This window comes from Exiguobacterium sp. KKBO11, assembly GCF_001644945.1.
Lineage (GTDB): Bacteria > Bacillota > Bacilli > Exiguobacteriales > Exiguobacteriaceae > Exiguobacterium_A > Exiguobacterium_A abrahamii.
This window is the reverse complement of sequence record NZ_LUCU01000011.1, coordinates 917,656-933,197: the sequence shown is the minus strand read 5'-3', so window position 1 is coordinate 933,197 and position 15,542 is coordinate 917,656. Positions and strand designations below refer to the sequence as shown.

Genomic DNA, 15,542 nt, shown 5'->3' with positions numbered 1-15,542 from the left:
CCTTAACCTCCTAGTAATCGAATGGCGTCTGCAAGTACATCTTGCAACAATGGAACGAATCGACCGATTCCTGTGATCGTCGCTCCTGCTAATAAAAACAGAATCGCGTATCCCATTAACAGTTTGACGGAAAAACCAATCGCAAAAATGTTGAACTGGGGTGCCGTTTTCGCTAAGAAACCAAGTGCGAGATCCACTAAAAAGAGTGAAACGACAAGTGGCATCGCCATTTGTAAGGCAGTCAACATCGCAAGTCCGACGACACGGATGACCAAACTCATTCCTGCGTCGCCTGATACCGCAATCAGACTGCCCGGCGGAAAGATCTGAAAGCTCGTATAGATGCCGTCCAGTAAAATGAGATGCATATCAGAAGCGAGCAGGACGAGTAACGTCAGCATGTAATAAAATCGTCCGACGATTGGTGACTGTCCGCCAAACATCGGATCATAAGCGGAAGCCATCGCAAGACCCATCTGTAAGTCAATGATCGAACCCGCAATTTGTGGGGCGTATAATAAAAAACTGGCAAGTAAGCCAAGAGCTAGCCCCACTAAGACTTCCGTTCCCATCCGAAAGAAAAAATCGAAGTCTTCTACACGAACGTCCGTCTTCACGGCGTAACTCGCAAAGTAAGCAAGACCCGCCGCAAGTGCTAATTTATGTTGCGCTGGTAATTGTCTTGATGAAAACAAAGGCGCCGCAACGAGAAAACCGACGATCCGTCCAAAGACGAGCAGAAAAACACTCAGGAAAGAAAGTAATGTCATTTTCGGGAAACCTCAGCGATTTGTTTGAATAGATCAATCGTAAAGGTCTGTAACTCCTGCATAATCCAAGGTCCAAAGAAGACGAGTGCTAAAAACACGGCAACAATCTTTGGAACAAACGATAACGTCTGTTCCTGAATCTGCGTCGTCGCCTGCAAAATACTGACGAGCAGACCGACGACGAGCGAGACGAGTAACAAGGGGGCCGATACTTTGAGTAATGTCCAGACAGCAGAACTCGCCAACTGAATAATCATTTCTTGAGTCATCTTTTCTCCCCCTAACGCATACTGACGAGCAGTGATTCAACAATCAGGTGCCAGCCATCGACTAAAATAAATAACAGCAATTTAAACGGTAACGCAATCATGACTGGCGGTAACATCATCATTCCCATCGACATCAAAACACTCGAGACGACCATGTCGATGACAAGGAAAGGAATGAAGATCATGAAGCCGATTTGGAAGGCTGTCTTCAATTCACTAATCGCATATGCTGGAACGAGTGCGACGAGTGGAATATCTTCAATCTTTTCCGGTTTTTCATAATTACCGTATTTTAAGAATAGTTCTAAATCATTCGTTCGCGTGTGCTTCGACATGAAGCGTTTCATCGTATCTCCTGCTTTATCAAACGCTTCATCTTGACTGATTTTATCAGCCATATATGGTTTTAGAGCCGTCGTGTTTAATTCCGATATGACGGGCGACATGACGAAAAGCGTAATGAACAGCGCCAGTCCGACGAGTAGCTGGTTCGGCGGCGTCTGTTGTGTTCCGAGAGCCGAACGGACGAACGACAACACGACGACGACACGCGTGAAACAAGTCATTAAGATTAGTAACGAGGGCGCCAGTGATAACAACGTCAGTAATACGAGCAGTTTAATCGATGTTGCTGTTCCTGACGGAGTATCGAGTGAGATCAGGTTTTCAATCGTATTCATAAGCGCCCTCGATTCTTCTGCAGTTGCTCGAGTTGTTGTTTGAACGTCTCAAGAAATGGTGAAGGTGCTGATTTCGAAGATGCCTCTTCAAGATCCGTCGGTTCGTATCCCTCTAAATCGTCCAGCGTGTCTAAGAGTTGCACGTTCTCACCAACACCGACGACATAAATCTTATCCTGCACTTTCACTAACTGAACCGATCGATCCTTACCAAGTGGTACACCACCTAGATGGGTCAATCGTCCGGAATGTCTGACGCCTCGCGTCCGCTCGTGAATAAAACGTGTCACGAGGATGAATCCGCCGATCAAGACGACGAGAACGACGACTCCTTTAAAGATGGTCAATGCCATGGAAGGACTCTCATCGACTTGCTGAGTCGTCGGTGCATCGTTCTTGGTTGGATTTAATTTTTCTTCGACCGTTTCAGCCTGTACAGGAAGTGTCAGCAGAAACAGAAGACAAATCAGCAAAGTCACTTTTTTCATGACGAGACAGTTTTCGAGACCGCTTCAAGCACACGATCCGCTTGGAACGGTTTGACGATGAAATCTTTTGCACCTGCTTGAATCGCGTCGATGACCATCGACTGTTGCCCCATCGCTGAACACATGATGACTTTAGCGGCAGGATTGAATGCTTTGATTTCTTTAAGCGCAGAGATTCCGTCCATCTCAGGCATCGTAATGTCTAGCGTGACGAGGTCCGGTGTCAATTCCTTATACTTTGAGACCGCTTCGCGTCCGTTTTCTGCTTCACCGACGACATCATAGCCGTTCTTCGATAGGATTTCCTTGATCATCATCCGCATGAAAGCGGCGTCGTCTACGATTAATACTTTTGCACTCATAATAGTTCCTCCTTAGAACATCCGAAGACGTTCTTTTGTATTTACGATTTCTGTAATGCGTACACCGAAATTCTCTTCGATGACGACCACTTCACCCGTTGCGATCAATGTATTGTTGACAAGAACGTCAACTGGTTCCCCTGCCAGTTTGTCCAGCTCGATGACAGAACCTTGTGTTAATTCCAATATGTCACGAACGGAGCGGCGTGTCCGTCCTAACTCAACCGTGACGTTCAACGGAACATCATATAACATTCCGATATTTCCTGGCGTGCCCTCTACTTCCATCTCACCTAACTGACTAAATTGAACTGGACTGACACCGACTGGCGTTGCTTTCGGTTCAGGTGGTGGGACGACCGTTCGTTGTTCCATCGCTGGTGCCGGTGTTGGTTGCGCTTGTGGTTGTGGTTGTTCTGGTTGCGCTTGTGCCGTTGCTTGTGGTGCAGGTTCTGCTTGTTGGGTCGTACTCGCGCTAAAGAGTTTTTGAATCAATTGTTTCGAGAAATCCAGTGGTGCTAATTGAACGATTTTTGAATCAATCATCGCGCCAATCTTCAGATCAAACTCGATGATGACCATGTTCTCCCAAAGAGAAAAGCTATCGACGATGCTCTTATCTTGTGAAAAATCAAAAATTTCAACAGCAGGTGGTGAGATATCGATTCGCATGGAGAACACTGTCGACATCGATGTCGCAGCAGCTCCCATCATCTGATTCATCGCTTCCTGTACAGCAGATAGAGCAATCGGATCCATCTCAAGCGATTCATCAATGACACCATCGCCTCCCATCATCAGGTTCGCGATGACAGAAGCATCTCGCTGTGTCAGGATCAGGACATTTTCTCCTTTAAATCCTTCTGTATAGCCGACACGCAACGCGACGTGCGGAATCGGATAACGACTTCGTAATTCTTCCATCGAAATCATCCGAACATGTGGTGTCGTGATTTCTACTTTTTGATTCAACAATGCCGATAAGGCCGTTGCTGAATTCCCAAGTGAGATGTTTCCGACTTCCCCTAGCGCATCGATTTCCATATCATCTAATATTTCCTCTGCGTCCGAATCTTGCGGTTCATCGTTTGATGGCGTTCCGCGTAACAACGCATCGATTTCATCTTGCGAAAGCATATCGCTCATGTTATTCCTCCTCAATTCGTTGTAAGACTTGCAAAGCGAGGTGTTTCCCATTTAGTCCCGGTCGGGCTTTGAACATCTTCCGGTCATCGACGAATACATCGACGGCATCCGAGGCTCGCGTCTTCAGGGATAAACAATCGCCTACTTCGAGGTGTAACAATTCACCAAACGATAGCTCTGTTTGGCCGAGCACTGCTTTTAAATCGACGACGGAACTCATCAACTGCGTTTGCATGTGTTCAGACTCTTGATTATCTGCTGTCGTTCGCTTTTCTTGTTGCATCCAATAATGACTTGATAATTTCGGAAGAACGGATTCAAGGGTCACGAATGGCAAACAGACATTCAACGTACCGCTCACTTCTCCAACCGTTACGTAAATCGATACGAGGATGACCGTCTCATTCGGAGAAACGAGCTGTAGAAACTGCGGATTGATTTCTAAATCGTCGTACTCCGCCTCGACTTCCGTCACCGATTCCCAAGCGGCGCCATATTGGACGAAGGCACGTTTGAACAATTGTGTCAGAATACGCGTCTCGATCTCCGTCAAATTTTCAATCTTGTTCATCCCTTCACCCGGTCCTCCAAGTAATCGATCGAGCATCGCATAAGCAATGTTCGGATTGACTTCGAACAAGACTTTTCCATCAAGCGGATGAAGGTTCACAAGATTGATCAATGTCATGTTCGGAATAGAATGAATGAATTCATCGTACGGGAGTTGCTCGACTGTATTGACCGTGAACTGGACGTACGTCCGAAGTTGTGCAGAAAAATGCGTCGTCAACACTCGGGCGAACTGTTCATGGATACGCGTCAAATTCCGTAATTGATCTTTTGAGAAGCGAAGCGCTCGTTTAAAGTCATAGACTTTGACACGGCGCTGCTCCTCTTGGCTTCGGATTTCCTCGACTTCCATATCTCCGCTTGAAATGGCTGATAGCAAGGCATCGATTTCATGTTGGGATAATACTTCGCTCATGCTGCCACCTCACTGGATGATTTTTTTCGTCGTATAGACACGCTGGACATCACCTTCTTGGATGAGCTTCTTGAACTGCATCCGTAACCGTTCTTCGAGCTTCTCCATATCCGCTTTTGAGTCTAAGTCCGACTTTTTCATCGCAGATAAATCACCTAAGATGATGTTATTGATTTGAAACTTTCGTAATTCTAAATCATCACGCGTTGCTTGATCGTCTGTAACGATCGTGAATTGGACATTCAAGAACCGTTCGTCTGCGATGTTCGTCGTCAAGTCGTCTGTCTGAAGACTTCGTGCATCAAGTTCTTCACCCGTCGGCTGTTCGACTTTTGCTTCTGTCGTATCATTAGCTAAAAAGTAATTCATGATCATATAACCTGCCCCAACCATCAATGCTGCGACAATGATCATGATTAAAGGGATTTTTAGTTTACTCTTCTTCTTTTCCTCGGCCATCTTCGAGCCTCCTTACACTGTTCAAGCCCGCTAATCCGATTTGTTGATAAAAAGCGATTGCGATTGCCTTGACCTCTTCTATTGATTCCTTCACGACATAAATCTGTCCGCCAACGAGTTGAATCGTCGTATCCGGAGTGGAACGGACAGATTCAATCAGAATAGCGTTTAGTACGAGTGGTGCATTACGTAATGTCGTTAGCATAATCATCGTTTCAGGTTGACCAATTCCTCAAGAACTTGGTCAGAAGTCGTAATGATTCGCGTATTCGCTTGGAAACCACGTTGGGCAATGATCATCTCCGTGAATTCTTCTGATAAATCGACGTTTGACATTTCGAGCGTTCCAGATGTCAATTGACCCATTCCGTTCAAGCTCGGTGTTCCAAGTACTGGCTCACCTGAGTTTTGCGACGCTGCGAACACGTTGACACCTGATTTTTCTAAACCACCTGGGTTAGCAAAGTTCGCGATCGTGATATAACCGACGTTTTGTAATGCTCCTGTCGTATCGACGTAAGTGACGAGACCGTCTTTACCGATTGATAAGTTACGTGCATCCGTTGGTACTTTTAGTTTTTGGAATCCTGCGCCACCTGCTTCCGGAAGGGGTACCGGTGGTGTCTCGCCATCTGCAATTGCTTGAGAGTCACTACCAATCAAATAGTTTCCGTCGCCGGTAACCAAGTTTCCTTCAAGATCGGTATAGAAGTTACCCGAGCGTGTATAACGAATCCCTTCCGCCGTGACGACTTGGAAGAATCCTTCCCCAGAAATCCCGACATCGAGGACGCGACCCGTATTTTGAAGCGCACCTTGGTTATACACATTATCGACTGTTGACATCGATGCTCCAAGACCGACCTGTTTTGGGTTCGTTCCACCGACATTACCACCAGCACCGGATGATGAACCGACCGATTGGCTGACGAGATCCTTAAACGTCACCCGTCCTTTTTTATAACCGAACGTGTTGACGTTCGCGATGTTATTCCCGACGACATCCAGTTTCGTCTGGAAGTTCTTAAGCCCACTGATTCCTGAATACATTGAACGTAACATTATTTTTCCTCCTTTGATTGAATCTGCGTCAACTCGTATACACTAATCTGTTTTCCGTTCGATAATTCGGCCATGATATCCAGCCCATCCCGTTTTACACTAACGACACTGGCTGTCTCTTCGACGGTCGTCGTCTGTTCTGCTCCAGAAGCATCGGTCGTCTTTGACTCGGCTTCATAACTGACGTTCTTACCAATCAGATTGCTGTAGGATAATAACGCCGTCGCATGTTGGTTCAAGACCATCGTGTCCATCGTCTTCCCGATTGCTTGCATCTGTTCAAGTGAAGAAAACTGCGCCATCTGAGCAATGAAATCCTTATCTTCCATTGGTGCCGTCGGGTCCTGATTCGACAGCTGGGCAATCAGAATTTTCATGAACATATCTTTATCCATTGCTTTATTCGTCGGTACTTGTGACTTTTCAGGAAGCTGGTATGAAGTACCATCTGTTTTGATTGCATCAGTCATCGTCTTCCTCCTCTTCTTCCTCTACTGGAGCGGGTGTTTCTTGATAAGGGGACTCATGCTCCTGCTGATCACGTGTGAAGGACTGTTGAAACTCCCGTGCACTAGATGCGATCATCCCCGTCTCGATCTTCACGACCGGCGTCTGCTGGTGTAAAGCTGTCTGCAATTTTCCAAGTTGTTGCTCGATCGATTGTTTCGCTTGTTCAGTACTCGCAAACAGTTTGATGGTCAATGCCCCCTCCTTACGATCGAGTTGAACGACGACCTCTCCAAGCTGCTCTGGATAAAGACGAATCGACAATCGAGTTGACCCGTCAGCACCTTTTAAGAACGGTGCCTGTTGAAGTGCAGCTTCAATCCGTTGTTGAATCTGTTCTGGTACGGGTAGCGGCACTGGACGAATCGTTTGCAACGGGGTACCCTTGTAAATCGGCATGCTCATTGGAGTCAGCGCGGCTTTTCCTTCTGGATCAACGGCCATGGTCGCTTTTCGCATGAGTGAAGCGAATACCAACGGAAGCGGTGTCTTTCCTTTTGCCTGCTCAGCTACAGCTACAGTGTCCGACTTGAACGCTTCGACAATAGGACCAGTTTGCGGGAGCGTCTGTTTCACAGGCAACGCGGAAATGTCTCCTTCAATCGTAGTAAGTAATGGTTGTTTTAAGTTGTTCGTATGATGATCTTTCATTTTGATCGTATCGTTCGTTACTGTCTGCAAGACGACTTGCTGAAGCAATGGTGGCAATTGATCGAACTGATTTTTCGCCTGCTCGACATTTCCCTCAAGCAATTGTTTGACGAACGCTAGTAGTTGTTCCATTTTCTTCGGTTCTTGTTTTAACGCCTCTACTTCCGGTTGTTTCAGTAAAGAGAGAAGCTCGTCCGGTTGATCTACGAGTTCTTGTATCCAATCCGGTAATAGTGGTGTCTCCACTTTCGTCTCGAGTGCTGTCAAATCAGCTGAGACCGGTGACGATGACGTTGTTGGTAACTTTGTCAGATAATCCAGTAACGAAGCAAATTGACCACCAACCGTGGTCATCTCTCCTTTTTTCCCTGTTCCAGTATTCAAGTTCGGGGAGGATGATTGTATTACTTCCGTCATGTTCATCTGGCTTCCCTCCTTACTTCGTCGCGAGTAGCTGTGTTAAGGCCGCCGCTTTTTTAGCATCCATCTTGGCAATGATCGCCGCCTGTTGTTCCGCATCGATGTCCTCGATGATCGGTACGACTTCTGTCGGACTGAGTTCGTTTAAGATGAGCGCAGCATCCTTTGGTGCCATTTCAGCATAGACATCAGTCACAGATGCTGCTTTTTTCTTCGTCGTCTTCGTTTGATCCGTCGTCGCGGGCGTCGGTGTTTGTTTTAAACGATCTCGTTCTGCAATCAAACGTTCGACTTCCTGTTCTTTAGCTTTTAAAGTATCCGATTGTTCCTTGCTTTGATTGCGTAGTTTCTTGATTTCTTGATTCGCTACTTTCAGACGACGTTCGAGTTCTGCTGACGGATTTGCTTGATTCGTAGTCGTTTTTTCCGTTGCGAACGGTAAGGATAGCAATGGACGTCCATTCGCATAATTTAATACGAAATAAGCTGTCAGCAAGATTAAAATCAAAGGGATGATCAATAAAGGTAAGATCCATCCTTTTGACGTTTTATTTTCACTCATATCATCCGTCCTCTTCCAAACTGTAACAATGCCAGTTCATCTAATTGATTTTGTTCCGTCAATGCCTCGATTCGTTTCGTTTCAACCGTATGATTCTCTTGCAGACGACTAAACTTCTTCTCCTCGATCAACGCTCGTTCGAGTGCTTCCTGTGCGCGTTCATAGCGATTTTTCGATTGTGTCACGTACAGTTGTTGCCGTTCGATTTCTTGCTTCACGACATCTCGAGCCCGCTCTCGATATTGCGAAGACGTTAATTCGACGATGCCAATCTCATCTTGCGCTTTCAGAAAGGATTCATAACGGACGAGCAGATGGTATAGTTTTTCGACTTCGATCTCATATTGTTTTTTATGAAGGCTCAATTCTTTTGCGACGCGATCTTTCTCTGCTTCAGCCAAAGGAATGATTCGTTCATAAATCGTCTTCATCTTCCGTCCTCCTTACTGAATCGTTGCCATGAGTTGCTGACAAGCTCTCTCGAAGTCACTGTCTTCATGGATTTGTTGTTTTAAAAAACGGATCAGCTCCGGATATTTATCAACGGCACGATCAATTTCTGGGTTCGTCCCTTTTTTGTAGGCGCCGATATTGATTAAGTCTTCCGAATCAAGATACGTCGATAACAGCTGTCGAAATGCGACGGCAGCTGTCTTTTGTTCAGCAGTCGTGATTTGATTCATGACACGACTGATGGATCGTAAGACATGAATCGCCGGAAACTGTCCTTTGTTCGCAAGATTACGATCAAGAACGAAATGACCATCTAAGATCCCTCGTACAGCGTCTGCAATCGGTTCATTCATGTCGTCTCCATCGACGAGCACAGTATAAAAAGCCGTAATCGAGCCATCTTGCGTTTTCCCGCTACGTTCGAGTAACTGAGGAAGAAGAGCAAAAACGCTTGGTGTATACCCTTTTGACGCAGGCGGTTCACCTGTCGCAAGACCAATTTCTCGTTGTGCCATCGCAAAACGTGTGACAGAGTCCATCATCAAGACCACATTCTTACCTTGATCCCGAAAATGTTCAGCGATAGCTGTTGCCGTATAGGCGCCTTTTAAACGAACAAGTGGCGGTTGATCACTTGTCGCTACGACCAAGATGGAGCGTTTCATTCCTTCTTCACCGAGTTCTGCCTCCACGAATTCCTTGACTTCGCGTCCTCGTTCACCAATCAAGGCAATGACGTTGATGTCTGCTGTCGATCGTTTTGCAATCATACCGAGTAATGTCGACTTCCCGACTCCTGATCCTGCAAACAAACCAACGCGTTGCCCTTGACCGACTGTTAGTAGCCCATCGATGGCACGGATGCCCGTCGAGAGAACATCACTGATACGAGGTCGCTCCAATGGACTAGGTGGTTTACGAACAATTGATGTCGTACGTAAATTTTCTAATGACTCCCCGTCCAGTGGTCTCCCTAGACCATCGAGCACCTTACCGATCAGTTCATCCCCTACCGGGACGTGGAGTGGTTTTCCTGTCGCAAGAACAATCGAGCCTGGAGCAATCGATGTCGTTTCACCATACGGCATGAGTAGGACGTGACCTTCTCTAAAACCGACGACTTCCGCTTCAATCGTCTGCCGTTGTTGAATTTGGATCAAACAACGCTCGCCGATTGCGACAGCCGTTGGTCCACGTGATTCAATCATCAATCCAATCACTTGTACGACCTTTCCGGAATGCTGAACGAGTTCTTCCGGACGAATTTCTCGAACTGCGGCTTGAATCGCATTTACGTTAAACATGATGTAAAACCTCTTTGATTTTGGTTTGTAGGGCTTCAAAGCCACTTGTCAAACCACCTGTGATTGCTCCATTCTCCGAGTCGATCCGATAATCGCGTGCTTTAAGCGCTGGATCAAATCGTAATTGAATCGTCGCATTAGCACCTAGAACACCTTGGAGCTGCTCTTCAAGCAGAACGACCCGTTCAAAATCCGCTGGTGAAGCGTAGATAATGATCTTTTCACGATCTCGGAACTGAATGATCAACTGATGTAATAATTGGTATAATGCCTCTTCTTCTTCATCATGTAACTGCTCTAGAAACTGATGCGTCACCTGGAGTCCAAGCACACATAATTCATGTTCCAATCGCATCAATCGCTCTTGATTTTGCTCTTCGATTCGTGCAGTAAACGTATTTGTCGTTGCGATTTGCTCTTCGAACGTTGCTTGTCCTTCCGCACGTCCTGTTTCAAATCCAGCCTGGTGTCCTTCTTCATATCCTCGTTGACGTGCTTCCTCTAATGCCTGAAGACGTTCTTGTTCAAACTCACGCTGACGCTGTTCAAACTCTAGAACCATCACCTGGCGAAGACGTTCTAGTTCAGCGTGACCTTCTGCCATCCGCTCTTCATAGAACGTATCTGGACCGATTGCCGATTCTTCCTGAGCATTTCGGACTTGAACGAGTGTTCGTTCCTGTCGTTCAATCACAGCTTGTCTTTTGATGACGTTAGACAACAATATCATCTCCTCCACCACGAGCCACGACGATCTCACCCATGTCTTCTAAGCGGCGGATGATTCCGACGATTCGACTTTGTGCTTCTTCGACGTCTCGGAGACGAACAGGACCCATGAATTCCATATCCTCTTTGAACGATTCGACCATCCGTTGTGACATGTTGCGGTAGACCATATCCTTGACGTCGTCTGACGATACTTTGAGTGCCAACAGTAGATCTTCGTTCGATACTTCGCGAATGATGCGCTGAATCGCCCGTGCATCGAGCGTGACGATATCTTCGAAGACGAACATCCGTTTTTTGATCTCTTCTGCGAGTTCTGGATCCTGAATCTCGAGCGTATCGAGAATCGTTCGTTCCGTTGTCCGGTCGACCCCGTTCAATACTTGAACGACCGCCTCGATACCGCCAGACTGCGCAAAATCTTGCATGCCTGCTTGTGACAAATTCCGTTCGAGAATTTGCTCTACTTCGCTAATGATCTCCGGGTTCATTCTGTCCATCGTCGCAATCCGCCGTGCTACATCGGATTGTGCTTCTGCCGGTAGCTCCGAGAGAATCTGTCCTGATTTGGCAGGATCAAGATGGGCAAGAACAAGCGCGATTGTTTGCGGATGTTCATTTTGAATGAAGTTCAATAGCTGTTTTGGGTCTGCCTTTCGTGCAAACTCAAACGGTCGGACTTGTAACGTCGATGTCAGGCGATAGATGAGTTCCATCGCCTTTTCTTCACCAAGCGCCTTCTCAAGAACCGATTTAGCAAACCCAATTCCACCTTGAGTGATGTAGTTTTGCGCCATCGCTAGTTCATGAAACTCATCGAGAACGACTAACTTATCTTCTGGATCGACTCGTTTCATACTTGAGATTTGAAGGGTCAACCATTCCATCTCTTCTTCCGATAAATGTTTATATACACTGGCAGCGACTTCAGGACCTAACGAAATCATGAGAATCGCAGCCTTTTCCCGACTGTTCATTTCTAGCTTCTTCATCTCATCAATCCTCCGCTAACCAAGTACGTAATAATTTCGCAAACTCATCCGGATTGGATTCAGCGAGTTTTTCAAGCTGTTTGCGTTTGACTGCACCATCGCTCGTATCTTCTGTTGATAATTCCGGAATTTCCGTCTCAATCGGTGTCCATTCCTCAAGTTCTTCGATTTCATTCGCTCTCCGTCGACGCATGAGGAGGATGACTGCTCCAATGACGAGGATTGCCGCTCCACCAAGGGCGAACCAAACCCACATCGGTGTTGCCGTCGTCGTTTTCGTCGCTGCCGTCGTTTCCGCGAATGGTCGAGACATGACAACGACCTTATTGGCAAGTTCTGCATCCGTCAGCGTTGCTTTCGCATCTGTCTTCGTTAATGACGTCCGGATGATGGAGTACATCATCGTCTGTAAGTCCGTTTGTAGTTGTGGGTCGATCTGATTCTGACCTTTTGGTGGCTCGACGATGATTTGAATTCCTAAATCACGAATCTCGTAAGGAGCTCCTGTGATTTGTTTTGTGATTCGATTGACTTCATAGTTGATGATATCGTGTGTTTTCTCACTCGTATCACCCGTCGTTCCAGTACCCGCTGGGAAATTCGTCGTCTCATTTTGCCCCGTACCTGCTGTACCAGCATTTGCAGAGCCTGTGTACGCTTCTGCTACTTTTTCAGCAGACGTGACGATCCCTTCGATTTTATCGGGATCTACTGGCTCAACAAGCTTTTGTTCTTCCTGACGTTTCGTGACATCGACATCTGCCGTGACTGAAACGAGCGCTTTTTGTGGACCGAGAACGACAGATAGCATCTGCTGAATCTGCTTGCGTAAATCGTTTTCCGTCGTTTTCTTCAGCGCCATCGGATCGGTTCCACCCGCTGTTTGCGTAGCAGATCCTGGCTCGTAATACGTAAAATACTGATCCATGATCGTAATGTTTTCTTCTTTAAGGTTCGGAATACTCTTTGCAATCAAATGATACAACCCTTGAACCGTCTGATTGTTAAGATTACTACCCGCGCTAGAAGTCAAGACGACAGAAACCGTTGAAGATTCCTTTTCATCAGATAGAAAAACACTCTTCTCCGGGAGAGTGATCATGACTTTTGCTGACTCGATCCCATTAACTTGTGTGATCAAGTTTTCAAGTTCCGTCTGCATCGTATCGCGTTCGAGAATGTTCATCTCTTTATCCGTCGTTCCGAATCCAGCGTTTTCACTGAAGAAGGAATAGTCGATTTGACCGGATTTTGGTATACCAGCCGTCGCTAATTCGACTTTTAAGTTTTCAACGTTTGCTTCTGGAACAAGTATCGTCACACCGTTCGCTGAGCTGACGACTTCCGATGCGATTCCATCTTCATTTAGCTTTTCCGTCACTTGCCCCGCCTCTTGAGGGGATAGCTTCGAATAAAGAGGCGTCATTGTTGGTTTAGATAACCAGATGATCGCAACAATCAACGCCGCTAAAACGACGACGATGATTCCTAAAATCGTCGCCTTTTTCGCAAGTGACCATTCTTTCCATGTTGTATTCATTGCTCCCAATCGAGCTTTTAAACGTTCGTTCATTCAACATCTCCCACGCTTTCCTTAACAGTCACAGTTGCATACGCATCATTTCTTGGTATGCTTCGATGCCTTTGTTACGGACTTCAAGGGCGAGTTGCATAGAAAGCGATGCCTCTTCTGTTTTAATCATGATGTTATGTAGATCCGTCGTCTTTCCTGTCGCGAGATCGACGCGCGCTTGAGATGAGGCATGTTGCGTTGCATTCAGTCCGTTCATCGCTTCGCTGAGCACCTCACTAAAATCACTTGGTGTCGTCTTAGCGACTGTCTGCGTGGGTAGTACCATCTGCATGTTTTGAATTGGTTGAATTGCCATCTCGTCATCTCCTCTACTTATTTACCAATCTCCATCGCTTTGACGAGCATCGCTTTTGTCGCGTTCAAAGCCGTTACGTTCGCTTCGTAAGAGCGTGTCGCGCCCATCATGTCGACCATTTCTTTTAAGATATCGACATTAGGCATCTTGACGTACCCGAGTTCATCCGCATCTGGATGCGTCGGATTATATTCTAATTTGAATGGTTCAGGATCCTTCTTCAATTCACTGACCGTGACACCATTGGCGGTCTCTTTTAACACAGCGAGTTTTCTCGCGTACGGTTGCCACTGTCCATTGACGAGCTCACCTCGTGTCGTTTGAGCATTCGCAATGTTTGCTGAGACCGTATCAAGCCGCAAACGCTGGGCAGTTAAACCGGACGCAGACGTATGAAATCCGTTGAACATACTCATCGATTACTTTCCTCCTCGGATAACAGACTGAATGCCCGAGAATTTGCGATTCAACTGTTCTACCAACGCCTCGTACTCAATTTGATTGCGTGATAATTCAGACATCTCAAGATCGATATCGACACCATTTCCATCGTTACGCATCGTATTTGGTCGATCGACGATGCTACCAGAAGTTCCGATTGTTGCGTGTCGCTTTAAACTCATTTTCATCTCTGAATCGAGCACATCTCCAAAAGTGACACGCTTTGCCTTATACCCGGGCGTATCGACATTCGAGATGTTCTTAGCGATAACTTCCTGTGCCATAACCGTTCGATTGACAGCTTGTGTCATTACGTTATAGTCAGACCCTAACCAATTCATCTTCTTTCCTCCACTCATGGAAACTATATTCAAATTCACGACAAAAAGTAAGTCGTTAGTAACATATCTGAAATAATTGAAACAAATAGGTCAATGTTTGAAAAGAAGTTTTTTGAAAAATAGGGTAATGAGATGTTAATAATCTGTTTTTTATTCCCTTTTCTTATAAAAATGATAAATAATACCTAGTCAAACAAAAAAGACCTAGTGCTTAACTAGGTCTTCTCTCTATAAGCAGCAATTCCCTTTTTAGTTCGATTTAATTCGTTCTAATTCATATAGGAAATTATCGTTTAAGATTTTGATGTATGTTCCCTTCATCCCGAGCGAACGTGACTCGATGACTCCTGCACTTTCGAGCTTACGAAGCGCATTGACGATGACGGAACGAGTAATACCGACACGATCCGCAATCTTTGAAGCGACGAGTAACCCTTCATTTCCTTCAAGCTCTTCGAAGATATGCTCAATCGCTTCGAGTTCCGAATAAGACAGTGAATTGATCGCCATCTGAACGACCGCTTTCTTCCGTGCTTTATCTTCCGCCTCATGAGCCTTTTCACGAAGGATCTCCATCCCGACGACTGTCGCACCATACTCTGCCAGCACGAGGTCTTCTTCGTTGAAGTCTTCAACCATACGACCGAGGACAAGCGTACCAAGGCGTTCTCCACCACCGATGATTGGTACGATCGTCGTTTTCGACGTTTCGAACGTGTCACGGTTATCGACCGGGAATGCCGTATGTTCGCTATCGATGGCAATGTTTGCCGTCGTTTCCGTGACGTTAAATAATTTTTTCGTGTAATCTTCCGGGAATTGACGTTCTTCTAAGAAACCACGGACCCGGTCATTTTCGATTTGTTGCTTGATTGCGATACCCAGTAACTTACCGCGCCGACTTACGATGAATGTGTTTGATTCCATGACTTCACTGAGACGGTCAGCCATGACCTTGAAATCAACATGTGTGCTCGCTTCCTGTTGTAACATCGTATTCAGCTTCCGCGTTTTCGCCAATAAATTCATTTT

General features: G+C 46.1%; 22 protein-coding genes. All 22 read right to left on the bottom strand.

Annotated elements, in window-relative coordinates; all coding sequences use genetic code 11:
* Positions 1-2 precede the first annotated feature (2 nt).
* The 22 genes from fliR to codY all read right to left on the bottom strand — a co-directional run bounded on the left by fliR (position 3) and on the right by codY (position 15,539).
* Positions 3-770 (bottom strand): flagellar biosynthetic protein FliR, encoded by a 768-nt coding sequence (fliR, locus tag AYO36_RS04865; protein ID WP_029342060.1) that lies wholly within the window; start codon positions 768-770, stop codon positions 3-5.
* Positions 767-1,039, bottom strand: a complete 273-nt coding sequence (gene fliQ, locus AYO36_RS04860; RefSeq protein WP_023468705.1) for a flagellar biosynthesis protein FliQ — start codon at positions 1,037-1,039, stop codon at positions 767-769. Before fliQ ends, fliR begins: the two co-directional genes overlap by 4 nt.
* An 11-nt stretch (positions 1,040-1,050) precedes the next feature.
* Entirely contained in the window at positions 1,051-1,719 is a 669-nt protein-coding gene (fliP, locus tag AYO36_RS04855; RefSeq protein WP_029342061.1) for a flagellar type III secretion system pore protein FliP, read from the bottom strand.
* Positions 1,716-2,207 carry a flagellar biosynthetic protein FliO gene (locus AYO36_RS04850; protein WP_064299655.1) on the bottom strand — a complete coding sequence of 164 codons (492 nt, stop codon included), beginning with the start codon at positions 2,205-2,207 and terminating at the stop codon, positions 1,716-1,718. Before AYO36_RS04850 ends, fliP begins: the two co-directional genes overlap by 4 nt.
* Positions 2,204-2,569 carry a response regulator gene (locus AYO36_RS04845; protein ID WP_035407009.1) on the bottom strand — a complete coding sequence of 122 codons (366 nt, stop codon included), beginning with the start codon at positions 2,567-2,569 and terminating at the stop codon, positions 2,204-2,206. The genes AYO36_RS04850 and AYO36_RS04845 overlap by 4 nt, the downstream gene beginning before the upstream one ends.
* 12 nt (positions 2,570-2,581) lie before the next feature.
* The gene (gene fliY / locus AYO36_RS04840) at positions 2,582-3,715 is read right to left on the bottom strand and encodes a flagellar motor switch phosphatase FliY (RefSeq protein WP_064299654.1); all 1,134 of its coding nucleotides are present in this window, start codon (positions 3,713-3,715) and stop codon (positions 2,582-2,584) included.
* Between the two features lies 1 nt (position 3,716).
* Complete coding sequence (fliM, locus tag AYO36_RS04835; RefSeq protein WP_029342065.1) at positions 3,717-4,700, bottom strand: flagellar motor switch protein FliM; 984 nt, start codon at positions 4,698-4,700, stop codon at positions 3,717-3,719.
* Between the two features lie 9 nt (positions 4,701-4,709).
* The gene (locus AYO36_RS04830; protein ID WP_029342066.1) at positions 4,710-5,159 is read right to left on the bottom strand and encodes a flagellar basal body-associated FliL family protein; all 450 of its coding nucleotides are present in this window, start codon (positions 5,157-5,159) and stop codon (positions 4,710-4,712) included.
* Positions 5,134-5,364 carry a flagellar FlbD family protein gene (locus AYO36_RS04825; RefSeq protein ID WP_369815312.1) on the bottom strand — a complete coding sequence of 77 codons (231 nt, stop codon included), beginning with the start codon at positions 5,362-5,364 and terminating at the stop codon, positions 5,134-5,136. Before AYO36_RS04825 ends, AYO36_RS04830 begins: the two co-directional genes overlap by 26 nt.
* Positions 5,365-5,366: 2 nt before the next feature.
* Positions 5,367-6,221: a flagellar basal body rod protein FlgG gene (flgG, locus tag AYO36_RS04820; RefSeq protein WP_029342068.1), complete on the bottom strand. Its 855-nt coding sequence runs from the start codon at positions 6,219-6,221 to the stop codon at positions 5,367-5,369.
* On the bottom strand, positions 6,221-6,691 hold the full coding sequence (locus tag AYO36_RS04815; protein ID WP_029342069.1) for a flagellar hook capping FlgD N-terminal domain-containing protein: 471 nt from the start codon (positions 6,689-6,691) through the stop codon (positions 6,221-6,223). Before AYO36_RS04815 ends, flgG begins: the two co-directional genes overlap by 1 nt.
* A complete protein-coding gene (locus tag AYO36_RS04810; RefSeq protein WP_064299652.1) occupies positions 6,684-7,802 on the bottom strand; it encodes a flagellar hook-length control protein FliK in 1,119 nt (372 codons plus the stop codon). Before AYO36_RS04810 ends, AYO36_RS04815 begins: the two co-directional genes overlap by 8 nt.
* 13 nt (positions 7,803-7,815) lie before the next feature.
* A complete protein-coding gene (locus tag AYO36_RS04805; protein ID WP_050677477.1) occupies positions 7,816-8,361 on the bottom strand; it encodes a MotE family protein in 546 nt (181 codons plus the stop codon).
* Positions 8,358-8,792 (bottom strand): flagellar export protein FliJ, encoded by a 435-nt coding sequence (locus AYO36_RS04800; protein ID WP_029342072.1) that lies wholly within the window; start codon positions 8,790-8,792, stop codon positions 8,358-8,360. Before AYO36_RS04800 ends, AYO36_RS04805 begins: the two co-directional genes overlap by 4 nt.
* A gap of 12 nt (positions 8,793-8,804) precedes the next feature.
* Complete coding sequence (gene fliI / locus AYO36_RS04795; RefSeq protein ID WP_064299651.1) at positions 8,805-10,118, bottom strand: flagellar protein export ATPase FliI; 1,314 nt, start codon at positions 10,116-10,118, stop codon at positions 8,805-8,807.
* Positions 10,111-10,848, bottom strand: a complete 738-nt coding sequence (locus tag AYO36_RS04790) for a FliH/SctL family protein (protein WP_064299650.1) — start codon at positions 10,846-10,848, stop codon at positions 10,111-10,113. The genes fliI and AYO36_RS04790 overlap by 8 nt, the downstream gene beginning before the upstream one ends.
* Positions 10,832-11,839 (bottom strand): flagellar motor switch protein FliG, encoded by a 1,008-nt coding sequence (gene fliG / locus AYO36_RS04785; protein WP_050677479.1) that lies wholly within the window; start codon positions 11,837-11,839, stop codon positions 10,832-10,834. The genes AYO36_RS04790 and fliG overlap by 17 nt, the downstream gene beginning before the upstream one ends.
* 4 nt (positions 11,840-11,843) lie before the next feature.
* Entirely contained in the window at positions 11,844-13,412 is a 1,569-nt protein-coding gene (fliF, locus tag AYO36_RS04780; protein WP_064299649.1) for a flagellar basal-body MS-ring/collar protein FliF, read from the bottom strand.
* A 28-nt stretch (positions 13,413-13,440) separates the two neighbouring features.
* Positions 13,441-13,728, bottom strand: coding sequence for a flagellar hook-basal body complex protein FliE (gene fliE, locus AYO36_RS04775; RefSeq protein WP_029342077.1), 288 nt, complete (start codon positions 13,726-13,728; stop codon positions 13,441-13,443).
* Positions 13,729-13,745: 17 nt separating this feature from the next.
* Positions 13,746-14,144, bottom strand: a complete 399-nt coding sequence (gene flgC, locus AYO36_RS04770) for a flagellar basal body rod protein FlgC (protein WP_029342078.1) — start codon at positions 14,142-14,144, stop codon at positions 13,746-13,748.
* Positions 14,145-14,147: 3 nt separating this feature from the next.
* On the bottom strand, positions 14,148-14,510 hold the full coding sequence (flgB, locus tag AYO36_RS04765; protein ID WP_029342079.1) for a flagellar basal body rod protein FlgB: 363 nt from the start codon (positions 14,508-14,510) through the stop codon (positions 14,148-14,150).
* Between the two features lie 249 nt (positions 14,511-14,759).
* Positions 14,760-15,539 (bottom strand): GTP-sensing pleiotropic transcriptional regulator CodY, encoded by a 780-nt coding sequence (gene codY, locus AYO36_RS04760; RefSeq protein ID WP_023468725.1) that lies wholly within the window; start codon positions 15,537-15,539, stop codon positions 14,760-14,762.
* Positions 15,540-15,542 lie beyond the last annotated feature (3 nt).